Below are 22,187 nucleotides of genomic sequence, written 5' to 3' on the forward strand. Positions count from 1 at the left end.
GCCGGTGGGGCAACGGGAGTGTGTGATGAACATCCAACAATCTGCGCTTTTTAAAAAGGTACACCAACGACGGGTGGTAAGTCTGTTGTGGGTCTGTGTGGCCCTGTTGGCAGGGCTGGGCAGTGCCTGGTCGCTAGTGTTTTCGCTCATGGGTCGCTGGGACCTTGTGGGCTTGGAGGTGGTGCTCTTGGTGACCGCTGGCGCGGTGGCCTGGCTTACCCACCGCCGGCGCACCCGCTTGGCGTGGGGCCTGGTGCTGGTCATAGGCTACGTCACGCTCTGCCTGTTCGCCATGTTTTTTGACGGGCACGATGGGGTGTCGCCGAGGACCTCTCACCTCTACTTTTTGGTTTTGACACTGGCCAGCATGCTGGTGTTCCGCAACGAGTCGCCCCTTTTGCGTTGGAGCACCGTTGCCGTCCTGATGGCAACTTTTGTGGTGTTCGCCAGCTCCAACTGGCCCCATTCCTCCGAACTCTTCATTCCCCCGCCGATTCGCCTAGTTGGCGCTTGGATCAATACCGCGACTGCCATGGTGGGTTTGATTGCTCTCGTGCACATCATGCTCAGCGAAGGAATGCCCGCCAACTCGCTGGAGCGGGATATTGACCAGGGCTTATCGCGCGGTGAGTTCTTTTTGCTGTACCAGCCCCAAGTGCAGGCGGATGGCAGTGTCATCGGGGCCGAGGCTTTGCTGCGCTGGCGGCACCCTAAATTTGGCCTGGTCTCTCCGGCGGACTTTATTCCGGTGGCAGAGCAGTCGGGGCAGATATTGCCTGTGGGTGCATGGGTGCTGTCGACCGCAGGGCAGACCTTGGCCCATTGGTTGAAGGTGCCTGCTTTGGCGCGGCTGACTTTGTCGGTCAATGTCAGTGCGCGGCAGTTTTTGCAGGCGGATTTTGTGGATCAGGTGGCAGCAGTGGTCCATGAGTTCGGCCTGAACCCTTCTCGCCTCAAGCTTGAGCTGACGGAAAGCACCCTGATTCACGACATGAACGATATCGTCCAGAAAATGCAGCAACTGCGCGCCTTGGGCGTGGGGTGCGCCCTGGATGATTTTGGTACCGGCTTTTCATCACTCGGGTATTTGAAGAAGCTCCCGCTCGATCAGTTGAAAATTGACCAGACCTTTGTGCGCGACGTGCTCACCGACCCGAGTGACGCGGCCATTGCACGGACTGTGTTGCAATTGGGTGAGAGCTTGGGCTTGTCGGTGATTGCAGAAGGGGTGGAGACCCCCGGCCAGAGGGATTTCCTTCTGGAGAACCACTGCCGGTTTTTTCAGGGCTACCTGTTCAGCCGCCCCTTGTCGTTGGTGGACTTTGAGACCTATGCAGGGAAGTACCGCTCCAGCTAAAAAAACACCATGCAAAGGGCTGAGTCTTGAAAGCAAATGATTACGTTGGTCGGTTTCAACTTGTCAAAATCCTCGGGGAAGGCGGACAAAGCACCGTGTGGCTGGCGTTCGATCCGCGGCTGGAGCGGGATGTTGCGCTGAAGCTCTTGCGGCCCGCCGGTACTGCCGACGGGCAGGCTGTGAGCCGCTGGCTGGAAGAGGCGCGCAGTGTGGGCCGCGTGACCCACCCACAGATTGTTCCGGTGTATGAGGCGGATATCCACGAAACCCGGCCTTACCTGGTCTTCAAGTACGTGGCGGGGCTCCCCCTTGATCAGCATCTCCAGCGGCATGGCGCGATGCCGGCCAGCCAGGCGGTGGCGGTCATGGCCGATGTGTTGTCGGCGGTGGCAGCGGCTCACGCAGCCGGGGTTATCCATAGGGACCTGAAGCCCTCCAACATCGTGCTGGATACCGAGGGCAGGGCGCTGATCATGGACTTTGGCATTGCTGCCCGTATGCGCGATGCCGGCAGCCCCGCCCCCGAAGAAGATTTGATGGGAACCATCGGCTACTTGTCGCCTGAGTTGGCCAGCGGAGCCGCACCCAGCCCGGCCATGGACATTTTTTCGGCCGGCCTGGTGTTGGCCGAGATGTTGACGGGTCGTCGCCTGCTGGCGGAATCGGATGTGTACAGCGCCATTTACCGCGTCACCCACGAGCAGCTGGTGTTGCCGGCGTCGGTGCCTGCTGGCGTGGACGACCGGTTGCGCGCCATCGTTCAGCGGGCGCTGGCGCTCGATGCCCAGCAGCGTTTTGCGAGTGCCAGCTTGTTCCGTAGCGAGTTGGTGGAGTGGACCGATTCACTCAAGGCGCCAGCAGCCGAGCAGGCCACGGGCGCAGACGCGACCCTGGAGTTTTTGTTGCGCCGGATGCGGCACAAGAGCGATTTTCCGGCCTTGTCAGACTCGATCTCGCGCATCCAGAGCATGGCCCTTTCTGAAAAAGAAAGTGTGAGCAGCGTTACCAACGAGATTCTCAAAGACGTGGCCTTAACCAACAAGCTGCTGCGGCTTGTTAACAGCGCCCACTTTGCCCGGAGTGGAAGCATCAGCACGGTGTCACGTGCGGTGCATTTGGTGGGGTTTAACGGCATCCGCAACATGGCCTTGAGCCTGGTGTTGCTGGAGCACATGCAAGACAAGGCCCACGCAGCGCTGCTCAAAGAGGAGTTTTTGCGGTCTTTGATGGCCGGTGCGATTGGTGGCGAGCTCAGCCCGATCGCCCGTGGGAGCGAAGAGGCGTTTATCGGCTCGATGTTTCAGAACCTGGGGCGCTTGCTGGCGCAGTTTTATTTTCCGGAAGAGGTGGCGAACATCCGCACCTTGACCTGCGGCAGCCGCGAGACGCAGACCGAAACGCCAGCCGCCGTGAGTGTGCTGGGTCTGAGCTATGAAGACCTTGGCATCGGGATCGCCAAAAGCTGGGGCTTGCCCGCCGGTATCCAGCGTTGCATGCGCAAACCTGCCGGTACACCGCCTGCCATGCTGCCGGTCGACCCCGCAGAGCGGGTTCGCTGGATTGCGATGGCATCCAACGAGATTGCGGATGTTTTGCTGGAAGCCGAAGCCAACGACGTAGCACCCCGGGTTGCCACGGTGCTCAAGAAATACGCCCCGGTGCTAGGTGGCAGCCTTCCGCAGCTGCAGGAGGCGACTGCCAAGGCCCGCAACAAGTTGGTGGATCTGGTGCACGCGATGGATATCCATGTGGTGCCGGGGTCCGTCGCGGCCAAACTTTTACAGCTGCCTGCCGATGCGCTGGGTACCGCGCCGGACGCGCCTGCGACGACCGAAGACTCTTTAGGGGGGCTCGCTTTGCAGGCCACGCCCACTGTCCGGATCAGCATGCCCCCTGTTCAAGCGCCCGTCATGCCCCGGGCCGAGGTGGTGAGCCTTTTGTCGGCAGGTATTCAAGACATCACGGACGCGATGGTGGAGGACTCCAAGCTCACCGATATATTGCGCATGATTTTGGAGACCATGTTCCGCGCCTTGGGTTTCGACCGGGTGATTTTTTGCATGCGCGATGCCCGTACCGAAATGATGACCGCCCGTTTCGGCTTGGGGCATGGCGTCGAGGCGCATATCAAAGGTTTCAAAACCCATCTCCGGGCCACGAGCCCCGATTTGTTTGGCGTCGTGTGTGCGAAAGGGGCGGACACCATGATCAGCGACGCCACTGAACTGCGCATTGCCCAGCGCCTGCCACTCTGGTACCGCCAAGGTTTGAACGCGCCGGCCTTTTTGCTGCTGCCGCTGCAGATCAAAGGGGCGCCTTTCGGGCTGATTTATGCCGACAAACTCCAGTACGGCGCGCTGGAGCTGGACGAAAAAGAGCTGGCCTTGCTGCGCACCTTGCGCAACCAAGCGGTCATGGCGTTCAAACAGTCGAGCTAGCCTCGCGAGGCTCCATCAAAAAAAGCCCCGGCAGACAACTGCCGAGGCTTTTTGCTATGATTTTTGTAGCTGTAGGCGCAATATTTACCTGCGCTAGAGCCCGATTTCATCCAAATTACTGGGCCGTCCAGCCACCATCCATGTTCCACGCCACCCCGCGCACGTTGTCGCCAGCGGGGGAGCAGAAGAATACCGCCAAGGCGCCCAGCTCTTCTGGGGTGGTGAATTGCATTGAAGGCTCTTTTTCACCCAATAGCTGTTTGGTAGCGTCTGCATTGCTGATGCCTTGTGCGGCTGCCTTGGCATCCACCTGCTTTTGCACCAGCGGGGTCAGCACCCAGCCGGGGCAGATGGCGTTGCAGGTCACGCCGGTGGTGGCGTTTTCCAGCGCCGTCACCTTGGTCAGGCCCACCACACCGTGTTTGGCCGCCACATAGGCCGATTTTTCGGCAGAGCCCACCAGCCCGTGGACGGACGCCACGTTAATGATGCGGCCCCAGTTCTTCGCTTGCATGCCGGGCAGTGCCAGGCGGGTCGCGTGGAAGGCGCTGCTCATGTTGATGGCGATGATGGCGTCCCACTTTTCGATGGGGAAGTTTTCGACCCGCGCCACATGTTGAATGCCTGCGTTGTTGACCAGAATGTCCACGCCGCCAAAAGTGGCCTTGGCATGTTCGATCATGGCTTCGATCTCGGCAGGCTTGCTCATGTCCGCGCCGTGGTACGTCACCTGCACGCCCAGCGCCGCGATTTCCGCCTTGGGGCCTTCCACGTCGCCAAAGCCGTTGAGCACGATGTTGGCGCCTTGTGCGGCCAGTGCCTTGGCGATACCCAAACCGATACCGCTGGTGGAGCCGGTAACGAGGGCGGTTTTACCTTTCAACATGCGTCTTCCTTCACAAAGTGGTGGGGGGATTCCATTAGGATGTGGTCATTATCAAACGAGTGATTGCACCATGTCTGAACCTACGCTGAATTACGTATCCTGCGCTGACGCCAACGGCCCGCGCCGCATGGCGTATTGGCAATGGGGCGCTGCGGATGCTGCGCACACGGTGGTGTGTGTGCATGGCCTCTCGCGCCAGGGGCGCGACTTCGATGTGCTGGCCCGGGCGCTGGTCGCTCGCTCATCCCAACCGATCCGCGTGGTGTGCCCCGACGTGGCCGGCCGTGGCCAGAGTGATTGGATCCAGGACCCTGCCGGCTATGGCGTACCCGTGTATGCGGTCGACATGTTGGGTCTGCTGGCGCATTTGAAACCAGCCACGCTGGACTGGGTGGGCACCAGCATGGGCGGCTTGATCGGTTTGGCGGTGACCGCGCATGCAGCTTCGGTGGGTGTGCAGGTGCGCAAGCTCGTGCTCAACGATGTGGGCCCGGTGATCCAGTGGTCGTCGCTGCAGCGCATCGGCACCTATCTGGGCCGTTCGGTGAGCTTTGACAATTTGCAACAAGCGGCTGATGCCATGTGGGCTATTTCGAGCAGCTTCGGCCCGCACACCCCGGCACAGTGGCTGGAGTTGTCGCGCCATATGGTCAAGACCCTGCCCGACGGCAAAGTGGGCCTGCACTACGACCCTGCGATTGCCATTCCCTTCCGGGCAGTCACGGAAGAATTGGCGCTGGCCGGCCAGGCGCAGCTGTGGCAGCTGTATGACGCCATCACGGCAGACACCTTGCTGCTGCGCGGGGCGGACTCTGACCTCTTGTCACCCGAAACTGCGCAGGCCATGACACAGCGTGGGCCCAAAGCCCGCTTGGTGGGGTTTGCCGGCGTGGGCCATGCCCCCACGCTGATCGCCCAAGACCAACAGGACGCCGTGACTTCTTTTTTGCTGGGGTAACGTCCCCCGCCTTGTGAGCCTTCCATGAAAAGTTTGTACGCCGGGGACATTGCCTCGGCCACCCCGCAAGTGATTGCGGCTACCGCAGACAGCCTGCCCGAGCAGGCTGGCGCCCTGCAGCGCGCCCGCGCTTTTGCTGAGCCTTTGTTGGCGACGGAGTCGCTGGACACTGGCGAAAACGTGCTGCAACACGCTGACGCGGTGGCCGCCATTTTGCGCACCATCGGCGGCTCGGAGGCCATGCAGGCCGCCAGCTATCTGGTCTATGCCTGCGACCACTTGAATAAGCCGCACGAGGTGATTGCCAAAGCCTTTGGCGACAACTTTGCCGATCTCGCGATGGAGACCACCAAGCTGGTGCGTTTGCAGCGCATGGCGCGCCTGACTCACCAGTCGGCGGGCCAAAGCATCAGCGCCGCACCCATGGCGCAAACCGCAGCGGCGCAGACCGAGAGTGTGCGCAAGATGCTGCTGGCCTTCAGCAAGGATTTGCGCGTGGTCATGCTGCGCTTGGCCTCGCGCCTGCAGACCTTGCGGCACTTTGCTGCGACCAAGCTGCCGGTGCCGCCCGGCTTGGCCTCTGAGGGCTTGCAGGTGTTTGCGCCCTTGGCAAACCGGCTGGGCATCTGGGAAATCAAGTGGGAGATGGAGGACTTGTCCTTCCGCTTTCTGGAGCCCGACACCTATAAGCAGGTGGCGAAGCTCTTGGACGAAAAGCGCGTGGAGCGGGAAGCCTCGGTGGAGCGCCTGCGCCAGCAACTCGCCGATGACCTGGCCGCTCAGGGCGTGACAGCCACGGTGCAGGGCCGGCCGAAGCACATCTACAGCATCGTTAAAAAGATGCGGGGCAAATCGCTGGGTTTTGATCAGGTGTATGACATCCGGGCGCTGCGCATCGTGGTGCCCACGGTGCCGGACTGCTATGCGGCGCTCAGCCTAGTGCACACCGGTTTCACGCCCATCACCGAAGAGTTTGACGACTACATTGCCCGACCCAAGCCCAACGGCTACCAGTCGCTGCACACCGTGGTGCGCGACGCCGGTGGCCAGCCGATTGAGGTGCAGATCCGCACCCAGCCGATGCACGACCATGCCGAGCACGGCGTGGCGGCCCACTGGGCCTACAAAGAGGCGGGCGCCAAGGGTTACGGCGGCAGTGTGACGGCCGCTGGCGAGTACGACGCCAAGATTGCCGTGCTGCGCCAGTTGCTGGCCTGGGAGCGCGACCTCTCTGGCGCCCACGCCACGCCTGACGGCCAGGGCATGTTTGACGACCGCATTTATGTGCTGACGCCAGATGCCGCCATTGTGGAACTGCCCCAAGGCGCCACGGCCGTCGACTTTGCCTACAGCGTGCACACTAATTTGGGCCACCGCTGCCGGGGCGCCAAGGTAGACGGCGCCATGGTGCCGCTGAACACGCCCCTCAAAAACGGCCAGACGGTAGAAGTGACCGCCATGAAAGAAGGCGGCCCCTCGCGCGACTGGCTCAACCCCGAGCTGGGCTACCTGGTCAGCCACCGGGCGCGCGCCAAGGTGCGGGCCTGGTTCAATGCGCTGGCCATGGGCGAAACCATGGCCAAGGGCCGCGAGGCGGTAGAAAAGTTGCTGCAGCGTGAAGGCAAAACCGCTATCAAGCTCGATGACCTGGCCAGCCAGCTGGGCTTCAACAACGCAGATGCTTTGTTTGAAGTGGTGGGTAAAGACGAGTTTTCGCTGCGAAATATCGAGCTTCTGCTGCGCCCGCCAGAACCGGCCGGCACGCAGGACGACTACATGCCGCTCAAAAAGCCACGGGCCCTGTCCGGCGGCAAGGGCGGGGTGCTGGTGGTGGGTATCGATTCGCTGATGACCCAGTTGGCCAAGTGCTGCAAGCCGGCACCGCCGGATTTGATCAGCGGCTTTGTGACTCGCGGCAAGGGCGTGAGCGTGCACCGGTCGGACTGCTCTAACTTGCGCAACATGGTGCAACGCAGTGGCGACCGCCTGATCGAGGTGGAGTGGGGCGCCCCGAGTGGCAAAGACGGCAATGTCTACCCGGTGGATGTGGCGGTGGAAGCGATCGATCGCCAAGGCCTGCTGCGCGATATTTCGGAGGTGTTTGCCAAAGAAAAGATGAACGTCATCGGGGTGCAGACCCAATCCGTCAAGGGTACGGCGTGGATGACGTTTACCGTGGAAGTGACGGAGTCTGGTCGCTTGGCGCGGGTGCTCAAAATCGTGAATGAGCTGGCCGGTGTCCGTTCGGCGCGGCGGCGCTAGCCGGTTCCGCGCTAATCCAGCGCCACCTCGTGCAAAGGGACACCACAAAGCTCGGCCATTGCATGGATGGCCATGGCGTGGTCGTCCCGCTGCGGGATGCCTGAAACGGTCACCACCCCGACCACACCCACGCCGCGCACCCGTATGGGCACGCTGCCACCGTGCGAGGCGTAGTCGCGCAGGGGCAGACCTTGTTTGGCCTCCAGGGTGCTGCCCTCTTTCTGCAGCTTCAGGTGCAGCGCGTAGGAGCTGGTGTGCAGCAACTCCACCGAGTTGCGCTTGCGCCGCGCCCAGTCCGCGTTGGTGGGGCCGGTTCCGGGCATGCTGTAAAAGAACACGGTGTCCTTGCCCAGTCGGATTTCTATCGCCAGCGCTACGCCGGCCTCTTCGCTAAGGGCCTTGATGCGGCTGCCCAGCGCCCATGCGGTGCGCTGGTCAAAGGCGTCGAACTGCAGGCGCTCTTCCTGGTGGGCGAGGCGGGCGAGGTCAGTGTCTATGGTCATGGTGTTTGCTATCAATTCAAGAGCTGCTTGCGCATATTCCATGGGCGCCAGGTGCTTGTTGGATGATGGACTGGCCTCTCAGGCCGCCAGCAGTTGAATGGCCATCCAGAGGCAAATCACCAGCTGTACGCTCCAGAAACTGGCTCGTACAAACACCTGCAGCGGGCCTGTGCCCCACAGATGCGCCAAGGTCTGGCCGATGCGGGCGTAAAGCACGAAGGGCGCGATCGTTTGAATGGTGTTGGACTTGTCCATGAGGCTGGCCGCAAGCACCAGCACTGCAAAAACCGGCAGGTTTTCCATGCAGTTGGCGTGGGCGTCTTCGAGGCGTTTGACCACGCTGGCATCGTCCTGCGGTTTGTTGCCCCGCGGCCAGTGGTTGATGGGCGTGCCCCGCAGAAAGCGCAGCCCGCGGTACAAAAACACCAGCGTGATCAAGGCCAGCGTCCAAAGTGCAAAACCCACCAATGCTTGCAATGCGGTCATGAAACATGTCTCCTTTGTTGTGATGTGAAACCATAGCAGACCGCCCCCTAGGGGCAACTCGCATTACATGGGGGCAGGCTGGCGTGGCATGTTGCTGCGGTACTGACCAGGTGTGCTGCCGGTCCAGCCCTTGAAGGCGCGAATGAATGAGTTGCCATCCTGAAAGCCCAGCAGCCACGATACCTCTCCGGGCGTGATGGCATCCTGGCGCAGGTAGTGCTCGGCCAGCTCCCGGCGGGTGCGGTTGAGTACATCCTGAAAGCTCAGGCCTTCTGCCAGCAACTGCCGTTGCAAGGTCCGCCGGCTGGTGAGCAGTTTGGTGGCCACATCGTCAATGCCGCTGCGCCCGCCGGGCAGTAGCTCCAGCAAGGCGCTGTGCACCCGCTCAGAGGCTTTGGCCGTGTGGTCCTGATCGGTGATCCGCTTCATCAAGGCGGGCTCAAAGCTCTCCCACATGGCGTTGTCTTCGGTCAAAAACGGGTGTGCTGCGTCTTGAGGGCTGAAGGTAATGCGGTTACGGTCAGCGGCTTGCAAGGCACAGCCGAAGAAGGCCTCCAGCGGGGCGCAGTCATCTGGTAATTGCACCAGCTCCACCCGCAGGGGCACCACCTGTTTGCGGGTGGCCAGGCGCGCCAGCTGGGTAAAAAACACCATTTCAGTGGCCGCAAGGCTGCGGGGCAGATGCCCCTCATAGCCGTAGCAGCTCAAGTTTGCCGAGGTGCCGTTGGAGGTGACTTGCACTTCCAGAATCATGGGCCCGATAAGGCGCTTGAAGCTGGAGAGCCGCTGCAGTGCCACATTCATGTTGGGGGCACACAGGCTGGCGAAGATGGGCGGATCAAACGCCTCGACCGAAATGGCCCGGCCGAAGCGCAGGGGCAAGTCGTCGCCACCGGCCACTTGCTCCATGCCGTTCCAGAGCTTGAAGAAGTCTGCCGGGCTCAGGCTGGCATCCGGGCGCGAAAACATGTCGCCCGGCAGGCCTGCCCACGCGAGCACCTCACCCACGGGGAGCGCCATGTCGGCCAGAAGCAGCTTCCAGCCGCGTTGGATAGCAAATTTGCTGGCGTGTTTCACCGGGTGCTCCTGTCAGGTGGCGATGATTACTTCATCTGGCTCATGACCGCCATGTCAAAGAAGCGGTCACCGAACCATTTGCGGATGAACATCAGTGGTTTGGCCATTTTGCCCGCCACATAACGGGTTTTGGGCTTGTGTGTGGCAATGGCTTCGGCGATCACGTCCGCAATCACGGAAGCAGGGGACGCAGCATTGGGCTTGCTGTAAGCGTCGCCAGTGGCCTTGGCCACGATGTGTGCCAGCTTGGCGTAGGGGCCTTTGCCGGAGCGTTCCAGCAGCGGGCCGGTCATCACGTCGCCGAACTCGGTGGCAATGATGCCGGGCTCCACAATCACCACCTGAATGCCGAAGGGTGCGAGCTCCAGGCGCAGGCAATCGCTCCAGCCCTCCAGGGCGTGCTTGGTGGCGTGGTACCAGCTACCCAGCGGGGTGTACATCTTTCCGCCCATGGACGAGATGTTGATGATGCGCCCGCGCTGTTGGCCGCGCATATGGGGCAGCACCAATTGGGTCATGCGGGCCAGGCCGAAAAAGTTCACATCGAACTGGTAGCGCGCATCGGCCATGGTGGTGTCTTCCATGGCACCGTAGATGCCGAAGCCAGCGTTGTTCACCAGCACGTCCACGCCGCCATGGGCTGCGGTGATTTGCGCGATACCGGCTTGCATCTGGGCTTCATCAGTGACATCCATTTTGAGGGGATGTGCGCCCAGAGCCTGCAGGTCTTGCATCAACTCGATGCGGCGCGCAGCGGTGTAGACCACATGGCCTTGGCGAAGCAGCAGCTTGGCGGCTTCTTTGCCCATGCCGGAAGAAGCACCGGTGATGAGGACGACTTGGGGGCGTGAAGACGTAGACATGGCGTTTTCCTGTGAATGCAGTGTGGGTTGTTGACGGAATAGCTGAATCGTAGGTGGCAAGACGCGCCACGTCACTCGCGATTCGCGCCACGTCACTCGCGATTCGCGCCAAGGCACATGCAAATCGCGCCTGCACTGCGGCGCGAAGGATCACCCGCGGGGCTATAGTGTTTCAAAGTCCAGAGTCTGGGTAATGTGCTGCCAATGCGCTGGCGCTACTGGCGTGATAGATAGCCGGTTGCCTTTTTTGAGAATAAGGAGATCGGCGAGTGCCGCATCAGCCCGCAGCGCCGGCAATGTGAGGTTGCGCGTCTTGTGCACGACCTGCACATCGACCAGGAGCCATCGTGGTGCTTCAGGCTTGCTCGCCGCATCAAAGTAGGGCGACGCGGGGTCGAATTGCGTCGGATCCACCTTGGTACCCGATGCCACCCGCGCGATCCCCACAATGCCCGGCTGCGCACAGCTGGAGTGGTAGAAAAGCACGCCATCGCCTAGCTGCATCTGGTCGCGCATGAAGTTGCGAGCCTGGTAATTGCGCACACCGGTCCACCCTACGGTGGCATCGGGCATGGCCAAAACATCATCGATCGAAGCCTCGGCGGGCTCGGCTTTCATGAGCCAGTAGTGGGGCATGGGCTGGGGGGCGACAGTGGAAGAGTGCCCAAGAGTATCGCGCGGATAAAGGTCGGCACGCTTTTTTAGTACGGGATCAGCCCTGCGAACCGCTAGCCAGCGAACAGACCGCCCCTTGGTATGCACCTATCGTGAACGGGCTAATCGGGGAGTCTGCATTCGTTGACGGTTCCCCCCAAACTAAATGGTCAGGGGCTCGAGATGGACATGCCGACTTTCAGGAAAGAGCGCGATTCAATGGGCGTTGTCGACGTGCCCAGTGGCGCGCTATGGGGCGCTACGACACAGCGCTCGTTGACCTTTTTTGCGATTTCGACCGAGCGCATGCCGCGCGAATTGCTTGCCGCGTTGGCACACATCAAAAAGGTATGTGCGCAGGTGAATCGTGAGCTGGGGCTGTTGAATCCCGCCATGGCAGCGGCCATTGCGCAAGCCGCTGAGGAAGTTCTGGCGGGTGCGCACTGGGCAGACTTCCCGCTGTCGATCTGGCAGACCGGTTCGGGCACCCAAACCAATATGAACATGAACGAGGTGCTGGCCAACCGGGCGTCAGAAATTCTGGGCGGGTCGCGGGGCCTGGACCGGACGGTGCATCCCAATGACCATGTGAACCTTGGTCATTCGACAAATGACATTTTCCCGACTGCCATGCACCTGGCGGCAGTGCAGGGGGTGTCGCAGAAGCTGCTGCCCTCGCTGAATCAACTGCGCAGCACGTTGCATCTTCAAGCACAACAATATGCGGGGCTGATCAAGCTGGGGCGTACCCATTTGCAGGATGCAACGCCCATCACCTTCGGGCAAGAAATATCGGGCTGGGCCGCGCAGCTCGACCATGCGAAAGCGTGTCTTGATCAATCGCTTGTGCCGCTGATGGAGCTTGCGGTAGGCGGCACTGCGGTCGGGACCGGCCTGAACACCCACCCCGAATTCGGTTCGCGCGTGGCGTCCCGTTTGTCCGCGGAGTGCGACTTTCCCCTGCGGTGCGCCCAGAACCGGTTCGCGGCCATCGCCGCGCACGATGGATTGGTCAGTGCGCACGGCGCCCTTAAAACGCTTGCGGTGGCACTCATGAAAATTGCCAACGATGTCCGCTGGCTGGCCAGTGGCCCACGCGCCGGCTTGGGCGAGATTCACCTCCCGGAAAACGAGCCGGGGAGTTCCATCATGCCCGGCAAGGTGAACCCGACGCAGTGCGAAGCGTTGACGATGGTCTGTTGCCAAGTGATCGGGAATGACGTGGCCTTGGGACTGGGCGGAGCGATGGGGAATTTTGAGCTCAATGCCTTCAAGCCCCTGATGGCCCACAACTTCATGCAAAGCGTCCGTTTGTTGAGCGATGCAATGCGCAGCTTTGACACCCATTGCATGCAGGGGATGGTGGCTGATGCGGACCGGATGACAAGCCTGCTGGAGCGCTCGCTGATGCTGGTAACCGCGCTCACCCCCCATATCGGCTATGACCGCGCTGCAGCCATTGCCAAAGCGGCCCAAGCCCACGGGACCAGCCTGCGCGAGGAAGCTCTGGCTTCCAACGCGCTGACCGCGCCTGAGTTTGACGCGTGGGTTCAGTATCCCAAGATGGTCTAGCCCGAGCCTGCGTTCAGGCCGAGTGAGGAAAGTCCTCCAAATAGTCAGCCAGTTCATTGGCGTGTTGCTCTTCGACGGCCAGAATGGTTTTGATCAGGTCACTGGTCGTCGGGTCATCCGCGCCGAGGTAGCGCACCAACTCGCGGTAGCTGTGGATGGCCACCCGCTCTGACACTAGGTCTTCGCGGATCATGTCGCGCAATGAGCTCCCCGCAATGTACTGGGCATGGCTTCGGCGGGTCAGGGTGTCCGGGTCGAAGTCGGGCTCACCCCCCAGCTGCACAATGCGCGCCGCCAACAGATCGGCATGGCCTTGCTCTTCATTGGAATGCACCAAAAACTCGGTAGCGACGCCGCGTGCATGGATGCCACGGGCCATGAAATGGTGGCGGCGGTAGCGGAGCACACACACCAGCTCGGTGGCCAGCGCCTGGTTTAAACGCTCAATCACCGCCTTCCGGTCCGCGCTGTAGTCGGTGGTTACCGCACCTAACTCCAAGTGTTGCAGGGCATCGTGGCGAAGGGCGTCAATGTCGGTGGGGGCGTGCTTGGAGTGCATGGTGGCTTTCCGTTGTGAAGGGCTGAACCTTGCGCGCTCTGTGCCTGATCGTCTGTGCGAAGGCTCACACTCCCCCCGGCTATTGCTATGTACGCCACAGCACAGTCAGCGCATCCACCTGGTTTCACCATGGGCTGCATGCACCACTTCCACCAACTTTTTGCCCAGCTCGGCCTGCCCAACCATCCGGAGGAGATTCAGCGCTTCATCACGCTGCACTCGGCCATGGCAGAGGGCATGCGCTTGCCGGACGCACCGTATTGGACGGCGTCGCAAGCCGCGTTTTTGCGGGAGTCTTTGACGCAAGACTCTGACTGGAGCGATATGGTCGACCAGCTCAGCCTTGCACTGCGGCTTGCCCCGGTGGCAGAAGGTGCCCCATGACCGGCCCGCAGCGGCAACACCGTCCCTTGTTATGGTTGACAGGGGCACTTCTTTTATCGGCCTGCGGGGAGACTGCCACGCTGGCAGTGTCTAACGGCTCCGGCACCGCCCCTGTGTTGCCGCAACCGGTGCACACCGTGTTGCCGACAGTGAATATTGCGCCCGCGGTGGGGTGGGCGTCTGGCGCCACGCCGGTAGCGGCTCCGGGTACCCGGGTGGCCGCCTTCGCGGCTGAACTAGACCACCCGCGCTGGCTGTATGTGTTGCCCAATGGTGATGTGCTGGTGGCTGAAACCAATGCACCGCCAAAGCCGGACGACGGTAAGGGCATCAAGGGCTGGCTCATGGGCTTGGTCATGAAACGGGCGGGCGCCGCAACCCCCAGCGCTGACCGCATCACCTTGCTCCGCGACACCAATGGAGATGGCGTGGCGGATTTCCGCTCGGTGCTGCTCTCCGGGCTACATTCGCCTTTAGGGATGACGCTGATCGACAAGCAACTCTTTGTGGCCAACTCCGACGCTATTTGGCGCTTTCCGTACGAGACGGGTGACACGACCATTACCGCGGAGGGCACCCGCTTGGTGGAGTTGCCCGCGGGGCCTATCAACCACCACTGGACCAAGAATTTGATTGCCAGCAAGGACGGGCGCACTCTGTATGTTGCGGTGGGGTCCAACAGCAATGTGGCAGAGCGGGGCATGGAGGTCGAGGCCGGACGCGCGGCCATTTGGCAAGTGGATACGCAAACCGGTGCCAACCGGGTGTTTGCCTCGGGCCTGCGCAATCCCGTGGGCATGGCATGGGAGCCCGCCAGTGGTGTGTTGTGGGCGGTGGTGAACGAGCGTGACGAACTGGGGAGTGACCTGGTTCCGGACTACCTTACGTCGGTCGTGGCAGATGGCTTTTACGGGTGGCCCTACAGCTACTACGGCTTGCATGTCGATGTGCGGATGTCGCCATCGCGCCCGGATCTGGTGGCCAAGGCGCGGGTGCCTGATTACGCGCTGGGCCCGCACACCGCATCGCTCGGCTTGGTGAATGCGCAAGGGAGTCATCTGCCGGGCTTTCAAAATGGCATGTTCATTGGTCAGCACGGCTCGTGGAATCGGCAGCCGCACAGTGGCTACAAGGTGGTTTTTGTACCGTTTGCAGGGGGCAGGCCCATGGATGTTCAGCCCCTCGACGTGTTGGGTGGTTTCTTGAGCCCCGAGGGCCGCGCCTGGGGCAGGCCGGTGGGTTTGGCCATTGACCTACAAGGTGCATTGCTGGTGGCTGACGACGTGGGTAACGCTGTATGGCGGGTTAGCGCGCTGTAGGGATGCGGGTCACGAGGGCGAAATGTCGGGTCTGCGGCCCAGCGCACAGTCACCGGTGTGCAGAGACCTTACCGTCCAACAAACCCCTATAGGAGAAGCACACCATGAGCCTGCCAGAACCGCGTTCCCCAGAAGAAAAGCTGCCTGCTGATAGCGACTTGCAGGTGCAAGCTGTGCCAGGGCATGGGATTCCCTCTCAAGATCCTGATCCCGCAGCGCAATTGCCCCTGCCGCTGGAAAACAGCGAGAGAGAGGCGCAATCCGTGCTGGTGGGCGGTGGCCTTATTGCAGGCGCGGCGGTGGGCGCCGCCATTGGAGTCATGGTCTCCGGGCCGGTTGGCGTGGTCGTGGGCGCAGGTATCGGTGCTGTGGCAGGTGCAGCGGGTGCCGTGAACACCGCTGCATCCGATCAACAAACCCTACAAGACCCAGGCAGGTAGGCTCCGCAGATAGTGGGCAGATGGCGATCCGTTCAAGCGGTCTGCGCTACCACCAGGCAATCCCCGGTCCCGGGGGCTGCCACCAGCAAGGAGCCATCGGAGTCCCAGATGCCGCTTCTGCCTGCGGATACATAGCCGCCGGATGGCCCGCCGTGGTTGGCGATCAGGACCGTCATTGCATGTTCACGGGCATACCTGGCCCACAGAGGGGCCTCTGCGGCATAGCCCGTGGCCGAAGTCAGAATGCCCGCCGCATAAACCCTTGCCCCTGCCTGTGCCGCCTTGGCCGCGTGGCTCGGGTGGTTGGTATCTGCACAAATGGCGCTGGCGATCTGGTGGCCGTTCAATGTTTGCAAGTGCACCGGCAAAAAGCCGGCCGTGGCGAACTGGGTTTCGCTGCCGTGCAAGTGGTGCTTGGCATACACAGCATGGCGACCATCCGGCCCCAGCGTGATGGCACCAATAAAGGGCAGGGCGCTGCCACTGTCCACCGGAGCTCCGACGGTGATGGCCATTCCGGTGCGCCGGGCTGCTTCGCGCAAGGGGGCTAAGAGCGTGTGCTGGGGGTGGAGCACCAAGCTGGGCATGGCGGCCAGCTCGTAGCCAGTGAGGGACAGTTCCGGGAAGACCAGCCACTGCACGCCATGCTTCGCAGCAGCTTCCACAAAGCGCAGGTGGTTTTGTACATTGGCCGCCACGTCCAGCGGGACTGAGGTGCTTTGCGCCGCAGCTATCGTGAATGCTATGCTTTTGCTAGCGGCTCGCGCAATATCCATGAGCGCTAGCGACCTATTTGGTATGTAAAAAAGACGTGTTCGCAGGGCGCCCCGGCAACGCCAAGGCTGCAGTGCGCGCTGGCGTTTGTGCCACTAGCGCCCCCCGGCGCCAGACCTTGAGGCGGGTGGCTTTGAGGCGGATGGCCTCGATGGGGTTTTGCGCCTGCAGCAGCACCAGGTCGGCATGGCAGCCTTTTTCCAGGCCATAGCCCTCCAAGTGCAAGATGCGGGCGGGGTTGGTGGTGACGGCGTCAAAGCACTGCTGCATGGCCGGCTGGCTGGTCATTTGCGCCACGTGCAGGCCCATGCTGGCCACCTCCAACATATCGCCGCTTCCCATGCTGTACCAAGGGTCCATGCAGCAGTCCTGACCAAAGGCCACCGTCATGCCGGCTGCCATGATTTCAGGCACGCGGGTCATACCCCGGCGCTTGGGGTAGGTGTCGTGCCGGCCCTGCAGGGTGATGTTGATGAGCGGGTTGCTCACCACACTCAATTGCGCCTCCGCCATGAGCGGCAGTAGTTTGCTCACGTAGTAGTTGTCCATGCTGTGCATGGAGGTGAGGTGCGAGCCGGTCACGCGGCCGTGCAGGCCCAGGCGATTGGCCTCAAAAGCCAAGGTTTCGACGTGGCGCGAGAGCGGGTCGTCTGACTCGTCGCAGTGCATGTCGACCAACTTGCCTTGCTCAGCAGCCAGCTCGCAGAGCAGTTTCACGCTGGCTGCCCCATCGGCCATGGTCCGCTCGAAGTGGGGAATGCCGCCCACCACGTCTACGCCCAGCCTCAGCGCCTTTTTCAGGTTGTCCACGCCGCCCTTGCTTCTTAAAACCCCATCCTGTGGGAAGGCCACCAGCTGCAAGTCGATATAGGGCGCGACCTTTTTCTTGACCGCCAACAGGGCTTCCACTGCCAGCATGCTCGGGTCGCTCGTGTCCACATGGCTGCGAATGGCCAGCAGGCCGTTGGCGACTGCCCAGTCGCAGTAGGCCAACGCGCGGTCGACCAGCGCATCAAAGGTGAGGTGGGGCTTGAGCTCGCCCCACAGCGCAATACCCTCCAGCAAGGTGCCGCTCTGGTTGAGCCGTGGCAGGCCCAGACTGAGAGTGGCGTCCATGTGGAAGTGCGCATCCACAAAAGGGGGGCTAAGAAGCATGCCGCCTGCGTCCACCACCTCAGCCGCCGGAGCGGCCTCAGGTGTGAGCCCTTGGGTGACTTCGGTGATGCTGCCGCCTTGCACCGCCACTGACATGTGGCTGCGCCCGTCGGGCAGAGTGGCGTTGTGGATGAGCAGATCGAGCATGGTGAATGACTTATTGGGTGCCGAAGATGCGATCGCCCGCATCACCCAGGCCCGGCATGATGTAGCCATGGTCGTTCAGGCCGCGGTCGATGGCCGCCGTAAAAACGCGCACATCGGGGTGCTCGCGGTACAAGGTGTTGATGCCCTCGGGGCAGGTCAACAGGCACAAGAACTTGATGGACTTGGGGTTGCAGGCTTTCAGGCGGGTCACCGCAGCGGCGGCTGAGTTGCCAGTGGCCAGCATGGGGTCCACCACCACCACATCGCGCTCCTCCATGTTGCTGGGCATCTTGAAGTAGTACTCCACCGCCTGCAGGGTTTTGGGGTCGCGGTATAGGCCCACATGGCCCACGCGGGCACCGGGCACTACGCCAAGTACACCGTCCAGAATGCCGTTGCCGGCGCGCAGCACGCTGGCAAACACCAGCTTTTTGCCGTCGATGACCTTGCCAGTCGTTTTTTCCAGCGGGGTTTCGATTTCCAGGTCTTGCAGCGGCATGTCGCGGCAGACCTCGTAAATCATCAGGCCAGCCAACTCGTTGAGCAGGCGGCGAAAGCTGCTGGTGCTGGCTTCTTTTTTGCGCATCAGGGTGAGCTTGTGCTGCACCAGAGGGTGGTCAATGAGGGTGACGTTGGCACGTGCTGCGGGATCGATGGTGACCATGTTTGAGTTCCTTGTGCTTATCGCTTGCTGCCGCCGAGAATGCTGCCCAGCACCCCGCGGATGATTTGGCGTCCCACTTCGCGGCCGATGGAGCTCGCGGCACTCTTGATGAGTTGCTCGCCCACACTGGCACGCGAACGGCGGGCGCCACCGCCCAACATGTCGCCCAAGCTGTCCAGGAGGCCGCCGCCGGACGCAGCCTCCGGCTCGGCAGCAGGCGCTGCGCGACCTGCGCGGGCACGCGGAGCGGCAGGGGTGGCCTCGCCTTCAGCATCAGTAGCGGCCGGCGCACGGTTTTGTGTGCGGCCTTTGAGTGCTTCGAACGCAGATTCGCGGTCTACCGCTTGTTCATACACGCCGGCCACGATGGATTCAATGATCAGCGTCTTGCGTTGCTCGGGGGTGATGGGGCCGATCTGGCTGGCCGGGGGAATGACGAACACGCGCTCGGTGAGAGCAGGGCGGCCTTTTTCGTCCATCAGACTCACCAAGGCTTCGCCCACGCCTAGCTCAGTGATAGCGCTGGCTACGTCCAGACCGGGGTTGGCGCGCATGGTGTCGGCAGCGCTCTTGACGGCCTTCTGGTCGCGCGGAGTGAAGGCGCGCAAGGCGTGCTGCACCCGGTTACCCAACTGGGCGAGCACGCTGTCGGGAATGTCCAGAGGGTTTTGGGTCACAAAGTACACGCCCACGCCCTTGGAGCGCACCAGGCGCACCACCAGCTCAATGCGCTCGATCAGCACCTTGGGCGCATCGGCGAACAGCAGGTGGGCCTCGTCAAAGAAGAACACCAGCTTGGGCTTGTCGAGATCGCCTACCTCGGGCAAAGCCTCGAAGAGTTCGCTCAGCATCCAGAGCAAAAAGGTCGCATACAAGCGGGGCGACTGCATGAGCTTGTCGGCCGCGAGAATGTTGACCACGCCTTTGCCCGAGCCGTCGGTCTGCATGAAATCTTCGATGTTGAGCATGGGCTCGCCGAAGAACTGGTCGCCGCCTTGCTCTTCAATCTGCATCAGGCCGCGCTGGATAGCGCCAATGCTGGCGGCGCTGATGTTGCCGTATTCGGTGGTGTAGCTGGCGGCGTTGTCGCCCACGTCCTGGCACATGGCGCGCAGGTCCTTCATGTCGAGCAGCAGCAGGCCGTCGTCGTCCGCGATCTTGAACACCAGTTGCAGCACGCCGGCCTGGGTTTCATTCAAATTGAGCATGCGGGCCAGCAGCAGGGGGCCCAAGTCGCTCACGGTGGCGCGCACCGGGTGGCCTTGTTTGCCGAACACGTCCCACAGGGTGGTGGGGAAGGCAGAGAACGCGGGTTCGTCGAATCCCCGTTCTTTGATGATTTTTCCGAGCTTTTCGGTCAATACACCTTTTTGGGAGATACCGGTCAGGTCGCCTTTGACGTCCGCCATGAACACCGGCACGCCCAAGGCAGAGAAGCCTTCCGCCAGGCTTTGCAGCGTGATGGTCTTGCCGGTGCCGGTGGCGCCGGTGATGAGGCCGTGGCGGTTGGCCTTGTCGGGGCGCAAGAAACATTGGACTGCGGACTTGCCCGCGTGTTGGGCAATCAGGATGCCTTCGTCTTGGATGGAAGCCATAGGTGTCTCAAAAAGTACAATTGAACGAGTAGCGTAACGAATTTTTGAAGGGTTTCGTGTGGCAGGACATAGCAAATGGGCCAATATTCAGCACCGCAAGGGGCGTCAGGACGAGAAGCGAGGCAAGATTTGGACCCGCATCGTCCGTGAAATCACGGTAGCGGCCCGACAAGGTGGGGGCGACCCGGCCATGAACCCGCGTTTGCGCCTGGCCATTGAGAAAGCCAAAGCCGCCAACATGCCGGCTGACCGGGTGAAATACAACGTCGACAAGGCCACCGGTTCGCTCGACGGCATCACCTACGAAGAAATCCGTTACGAGGGCTATGGCATTGGTGGTGCAGCCATCATCATTGACACCATGACGGACAACAAGGTGCGCACCGTGGCCGAAGTGCGCCATGCGTTCAGCAAACATGGCGGCAACATGGGCACCGAAGGCTCGGTGGCCTTTCAGTTCAAACATGTGGGCCAGATGATTTTTGCCCCCGGCACCAGCGAAGACAAGGTGATGGAAGTGGCCCTGGAGGCCGGCGCCGAGGACGTGATTACCGACGACGAAGGCGCGATTGAGGTGCTGACCGCGCCGGCTGACTTTGAAGCGGTGAAGGCCGCGCTGGAGGCTGGTGGCCTGACCGCTGAAATCGCCACGGTGACCATGCGCGCTGAAAACACGATTGAGCTCTCCGGCGAAGATGCCGAGCGCATGCAAAAACTGCTGGATGTACTGGAAGACTTGGACGACGCCCAAGACATCTTCCACAACGCTGCCCTTTAATTTTTAAGAAGTCACTTATGAACGTACTCGTAATCGGCGGCGGTGGCCGTGAACATGCTTTAGCCTGGAAGTTGGCCCAGTCTCCCAAGGTGCAGATGGTTTATGTCGCACCCGGCAACGGCGGCACTGCAACCGACAGCCGCTTGAAGAACATTCCCATTACCGATGTGGTGCAGTTGCGCCAGTGGGCTCAGGACAACAAAATTCTGTTGACCCTGGTCGGGCCAGAAGTCCCGCTGGCAGCCGGCGTGGTGGACGAATTCCGCGCCCACGGCATGCGCATTTTCGGGCCGACTAAAGCCGCCGCTCAGTTGGAGAGCTCCAAGGCATTCAGCAAGGCGTTTATGCGCCGCCACGGCATTCCCACCGCTGAGTACGCTACTTTTTCTGATCCCGTAGCTGCTCATGCGTATGTAGACAAGATGGGCGCCCCCACCGTGGTCAAGGCCGACGGCCTGGCTGCCGGCAAGGGCGTGGTGGTCGCCATGACCGTAGCGGAAGCCCATGAAGCCATTGACTTCATGCTGGTGGACAACACCCTGGGCGTGGCACATAACGATGGCGGCGCCCGCGTGGTGATTGAGGAATTTTTGGAAGGCGAAGAAGCCAGCTTCATCGTTATGGTGGATGGCAAGAACGTGCTGCCCTTGGCCACCAGCCAAGACCACAAGCGCTTGCAGGATGGCGACCAAGGCCCGAACACGGGCGGCATGGGCGCCTATTCGCCAGCACCGGTGGTCACACCGGATGTACATGCCAAGGCGATGCGCGAAATTATTCTGCCCACGGTCAAGGGTATGGAGGCTGACGGCATTCCCTTCAGCGGCTTTTTGTACGCCGGTCTGATGATCGACAAAAACGGCCAGCCTAAGACGCTGGAGTTCAACTGCCGTATGGGTGACCCTGAGACCCAACCGATCATGATGCGCCTCAAGACCGATCTTGTGGACGTGTTGATGGCAGCCACCGAGCCCGGCCCGCACGGCAAGCTCGATGAAGTCGAACTGCAATGGGATCGCCGTACCGCGCTGGGCGTGGTGCTGGCAGCGCGCGGATACCCGATGAATCCGCGCAAAGGCGATGTGATCACCGGCATTCCCAAAGAGGCCGAAGACGCAGCCGTGTTCCACGCGGGTACCCAATTGCAAGACGGTGTGTTGAGTACCTCCGGCGGCCGGGTGCTGTGTGTGACGGCGCTGGCAGACAGCGTCAAACAAGCCCAGCAGCGGGCTTATCAGGTAATTGACGAGATCGCTTTTGACGGCATGCAGTACCGCACCGATATCGGTTACCGCGCGGTCAAAGGGTGATTAGCC

At 61.6% G+C, this 22,187-nt stretch carries 21 protein-coding genes; 10 read left to right on the forward strand and 11 right to left on the reverse strand.

The window, feature by feature from the left end; translation table 11 throughout:
• The first annotated feature begins 25 nt into the window (after positions 1-25).
• Positions 26-1,357: a putative bifunctional diguanylate cyclase/phosphodiesterase gene (locus RAE21_RS05720; protein WP_313880523.1), complete on the forward strand. Its 1,332-nt coding sequence runs from the start codon at positions 26-28 to the stop codon at positions 1,355-1,357.
• A gap of 26 nt (positions 1,358-1,383) precedes the next feature.
• Entirely contained in the window at positions 1,384-3,795 is a 2,412-nt protein-coding gene (locus RAE21_RS05725; RefSeq protein ID WP_313880524.1) for a protein kinase domain-containing protein, read from the forward strand.
• A gap of 115 nt (positions 3,796-3,910) precedes the next feature.
• On the opposite strand, the gene RAE21_RS05730 is transcribed toward RAE21_RS05725, so the two are convergent.
• The gene (locus RAE21_RS05730) at positions 3,911-4,681 is read right to left on the reverse strand and encodes a 3-hydroxybutyrate dehydrogenase (protein ID WP_313880526.1); all 771 of its coding nucleotides are present in this window, start codon (positions 4,679-4,681) and stop codon (positions 3,911-3,913) included.
• 70 nt (positions 4,682-4,751) lie between these two features.
• On the opposite strand from RAE21_RS05730, the gene RAE21_RS05735 reads away from it, so the two are divergent.
• A complete protein-coding gene (locus RAE21_RS05735) occupies positions 4,752-5,639 on the forward strand; it encodes an alpha/beta fold hydrolase (protein WP_313880527.1) in 888 nt (295 codons plus the stop codon).
• 24 nt (positions 5,640-5,663) lie between these two features.
• Entirely contained in the window at positions 5,664-7,901 is a 2,238-nt protein-coding gene (locus RAE21_RS05740; RefSeq protein WP_313880528.1) for a RelA/SpoT family protein, read from the forward strand.
• Between the two features lie 11 nt (positions 7,902-7,912).
• Here the strand turns inward: RAE21_RS05740 and RAE21_RS05745 are convergent, their stop codons facing one another.
• The 5 genes from RAE21_RS05745 to RAE21_RS05765 all read right to left on the reverse strand — a co-directional run bounded on the left by RAE21_RS05745 (position 7,913) and on the right by RAE21_RS05765 (position 11,466).
• Positions 7,913-8,404, reverse strand: coding sequence for a heme-degrading domain-containing protein (locus RAE21_RS05745; RefSeq protein ID WP_313880529.1), 492 nt, complete (start codon positions 8,402-8,404; stop codon positions 7,913-7,915).
• Between the two features lie 78 nt (positions 8,405-8,482).
• The gene (locus tag RAE21_RS05750; RefSeq protein ID WP_313880530.1) at positions 8,483-8,890 is read right to left on the reverse strand and encodes an MAPEG family protein; all 408 of its coding nucleotides are present in this window, start codon (positions 8,888-8,890) and stop codon (positions 8,483-8,485) included.
• A gap of 63 nt (positions 8,891-8,953) precedes the next feature.
• Positions 8,954-9,967 carry an AraC family transcriptional regulator gene (locus RAE21_RS05755; protein WP_313880531.1) on the reverse strand — a complete coding sequence of 338 codons (1,014 nt, stop codon included), beginning with the start codon at positions 9,965-9,967 and terminating at the stop codon, positions 8,954-8,956.
• A gap of 26 nt (positions 9,968-9,993) precedes the next feature.
• A complete protein-coding gene (locus tag RAE21_RS05760; protein ID WP_313880532.1) occupies positions 9,994-10,830 on the reverse strand; it encodes an oxidoreductase in 837 nt (278 codons plus the stop codon).
• Between the two features lie 162 nt (positions 10,831-10,992).
• A complete protein-coding gene (locus RAE21_RS05765; protein WP_313880533.1) occupies positions 10,993-11,466 on the reverse strand; it encodes an EVE domain-containing protein in 474 nt (157 codons plus the stop codon).
• Between the two features lie 207 nt (positions 11,467-11,673).
• Between RAE21_RS05765 and fumC the strand changes: the two genes are divergently transcribed.
• Positions 11,674-13,056 (forward strand): class II fumarate hydratase, encoded by a 1,383-nt coding sequence (gene fumC, locus RAE21_RS05770; protein ID WP_313882662.1) that lies wholly within the window; start codon positions 11,674-11,676, stop codon positions 13,054-13,056.
• Between the two features lie 13 nt (positions 13,057-13,069).
• Here the strand turns inward: fumC and RAE21_RS05775 are convergent, their stop codons facing one another.
• Positions 13,070-13,615: a ferritin-like domain-containing protein gene (locus RAE21_RS05775; protein ID WP_313880534.1), complete on the reverse strand. Its 546-nt coding sequence runs from the start codon at positions 13,613-13,615 to the stop codon at positions 13,070-13,072.
• Between the two features lie 87 nt (positions 13,616-13,702).
• Here RAE21_RS05775 and RAE21_RS05780 point away from each other — a divergent pair, with 87 nt between their 5' ends.
• From RAE21_RS05780 to RAE21_RS05790, 3 genes are all read left to right on the forward strand, one after another.
• Positions 13,703-13,999 (forward strand): DUF2789 family protein, encoded by a 297-nt coding sequence (locus tag RAE21_RS05780; protein WP_313880535.1) that lies wholly within the window; start codon positions 13,703-13,705, stop codon positions 13,997-13,999.
• Positions 13,996-15,318 (forward strand): PQQ-dependent sugar dehydrogenase, encoded by a 1,323-nt coding sequence (locus RAE21_RS05785; protein WP_313880536.1) that lies wholly within the window; start codon positions 13,996-13,998, stop codon positions 15,316-15,318. The genes RAE21_RS05780 and RAE21_RS05785 overlap by 4 nt, the downstream gene beginning before the upstream one ends.
• Positions 15,319-15,422: 104 nt before the next feature.
• Complete coding sequence (locus RAE21_RS05790) at positions 15,423-15,758, forward strand: bacteriocin (RefSeq protein ID WP_313880537.1); 336 nt, start codon at positions 15,423-15,425, stop codon at positions 15,756-15,758.
• Between the two features lie 32 nt (positions 15,759-15,790).
• On the opposite strand, the gene RAE21_RS05795 is transcribed toward RAE21_RS05790, so the two are convergent.
• From RAE21_RS05795 to RAE21_RS05810, 4 genes are read right to left on the reverse strand one after another with little or no spacing between them, the layout of a single operon-like run.
• Positions 15,791-16,534, reverse strand: a complete 744-nt coding sequence (locus RAE21_RS05795) for a carbon-nitrogen hydrolase family protein (protein ID WP_313880538.1) — start codon at positions 16,532-16,534, stop codon at positions 15,791-15,793.
• A 13-nt stretch (positions 16,535-16,547) separates the two neighbouring features.
• Complete coding sequence (locus tag RAE21_RS05800) at positions 16,548-17,834, reverse strand: amidohydrolase family protein (protein ID WP_313882663.1); 1,287 nt, start codon at positions 17,832-17,834, stop codon at positions 16,548-16,550.
• Positions 17,835-17,844: 10 nt separating this feature from the next.
• Positions 17,845-18,498 (reverse strand): uracil phosphoribosyltransferase, encoded by a 654-nt coding sequence (gene upp / locus RAE21_RS05805; RefSeq protein WP_313873097.1) that lies wholly within the window; start codon positions 18,496-18,498, stop codon positions 17,845-17,847.
• Between the two features lie 17 nt (positions 18,499-18,515).
• A complete protein-coding gene (locus RAE21_RS05810; RefSeq protein WP_313880539.1) occupies positions 18,516-20,093 on the reverse strand; it encodes a helicase HerA-like domain-containing protein in 1,578 nt (525 codons plus the stop codon).
• A gap of 58 nt (positions 20,094-20,151) precedes the next feature.
• On the opposite strand from RAE21_RS05810, the gene RAE21_RS05815 reads away from it, so the two are divergent.
• The gene (locus tag RAE21_RS05815) at positions 20,152-20,871 is read left to right on the forward strand and encodes a YebC/PmpR family DNA-binding transcriptional regulator (protein WP_313880540.1); all 720 of its coding nucleotides are present in this window, start codon (positions 20,152-20,154) and stop codon (positions 20,869-20,871) included.
• A gap of 17 nt (positions 20,872-20,888) precedes the next feature.
• Positions 20,889-22,181 carry a phosphoribosylamine--glycine ligase gene (gene purD, locus RAE21_RS05820; RefSeq protein WP_313880541.1) on the forward strand — a complete coding sequence of 431 codons (1,293 nt, stop codon included), beginning with the start codon at positions 20,889-20,891 and terminating at the stop codon, positions 22,179-22,181.
• Positions 22,182-22,187: the final 6 nt, after the last annotated feature.

The sequence above is a fragment of the Rhodoferax potami genome, from assembly GCF_032193765.1.
Classification (GTDB): Bacteria; Pseudomonadota; Gammaproteobacteria; order Burkholderiales; family Burkholderiaceae_C; genus Allorhodoferax; species Allorhodoferax potami.

Excerpts from the sequence above, each read along its gene's own strand:
- RAE21_RS05720 (WP_313880523.1), top strand. The coding sequence starts at position 26 with ATGAACATCCAACAATCTGCGCTTTTTAAAAAGGTACACCAACGACGG.
- RAE21_RS05730 (WP_313880526.1), bottom strand. The coding sequence starts at position 4,681 with ATGTTGAAAGGTAAAACCGCCCTCGTTACCGGCTCCACCAGCGGTATC.
- RAE21_RS05740 (WP_313880528.1), top strand. The coding sequence starts at position 5,664 with ATGAAAAGTTTGTACGCCGGGGACATTGCCTCGGCCACCCCGCAAGTG.
- RAE21_RS05735 (WP_313880527.1), top strand. The coding sequence starts at position 4,752 with ATGTCTGAACCTACGCTGAATTACGTATCCTGCGCTGACGCCAACGGC.
- RAE21_RS05750 (WP_313880530.1), bottom strand. The coding sequence starts at position 8,890 with ATGACCGCATTGCAAGCATTGGTGGGTTTTGCACTTTGGACGCTGGCC.
- RAE21_RS05765 (WP_313880533.1), bottom strand. The coding sequence starts at position 11,466 with ATGCCCCACTACTGGCTCATGAAAGCCGAGCCCGCCGAGGCTTCGATC.
- RAE21_RS05790 (WP_313880537.1), top strand. The coding sequence starts at position 15,423 with ATGAGCCTGCCAGAACCGCGTTCCCCAGAAGAAAAGCTGCCTGCTGAT.
- RAE21_RS05780 (WP_313880535.1), top strand. The coding sequence starts at position 13,703 with ATGTACGCCACAGCACAGTCAGCGCATCCACCTGGTTTCACCATGGGC.
- upp (WP_313873097.1), bottom strand. The coding sequence starts at position 18,498 with ATGGTCACCATCGATCCCGCAGCACGTGCCAACGTCACCCTCATTGAC.
- RAE21_RS05800 (WP_313882663.1), bottom strand. The coding sequence starts at position 17,834 with ATGCTCGATCTGCTCATCCACAACGCCACTCTGCCCGACGGGCGCAGC.
- RAE21_RS05775 (WP_313880534.1), bottom strand. The coding sequence starts at position 13,615 with ATGCACTCCAAGCACGCCCCCACCGACATTGACGCCCTTCGCCACGAT.
- purD (WP_313880541.1), top strand. The coding sequence starts at position 20,889 with ATGAACGTACTCGTAATCGGCGGCGGTGGCCGTGAACATGCTTTAGCC.
- RAE21_RS05745 (WP_313880529.1), bottom strand. The coding sequence starts at position 8,404 with ATGACCATAGACACTGACCTCGCCCGCCTCGCCCACCAGGAAGAGCGC.
- RAE21_RS05785 (WP_313880536.1), top strand. The coding sequence starts at position 13,996 with ATGACCGGCCCGCAGCGGCAACACCGTCCCTTGTTATGGTTGACAGGG.
- RAE21_RS05760 (WP_313880532.1), bottom strand. The coding sequence starts at position 10,830 with ATGTCTACGTCTTCACGCCCCCAAGTCGTCCTCATCACCGGTGCTTCT.
- RAE21_RS05795 (WP_313880538.1), bottom strand. The coding sequence starts at position 16,534 with ATGGATATTGCGCGAGCCGCTAGCAAAAGCATAGCATTCACGATAGCT.
- RAE21_RS05810 (WP_313880539.1), bottom strand. The coding sequence starts at position 20,093 with ATGGCTTCCATCCAAGACGAAGGCATCCTGATTGCCCAACACGCGGGC.
- fumC (WP_313882662.1), top strand. The coding sequence starts at position 11,674 with ATGCCGACTTTCAGGAAAGAGCGCGATTCAATGGGCGTTGTCGACGTG.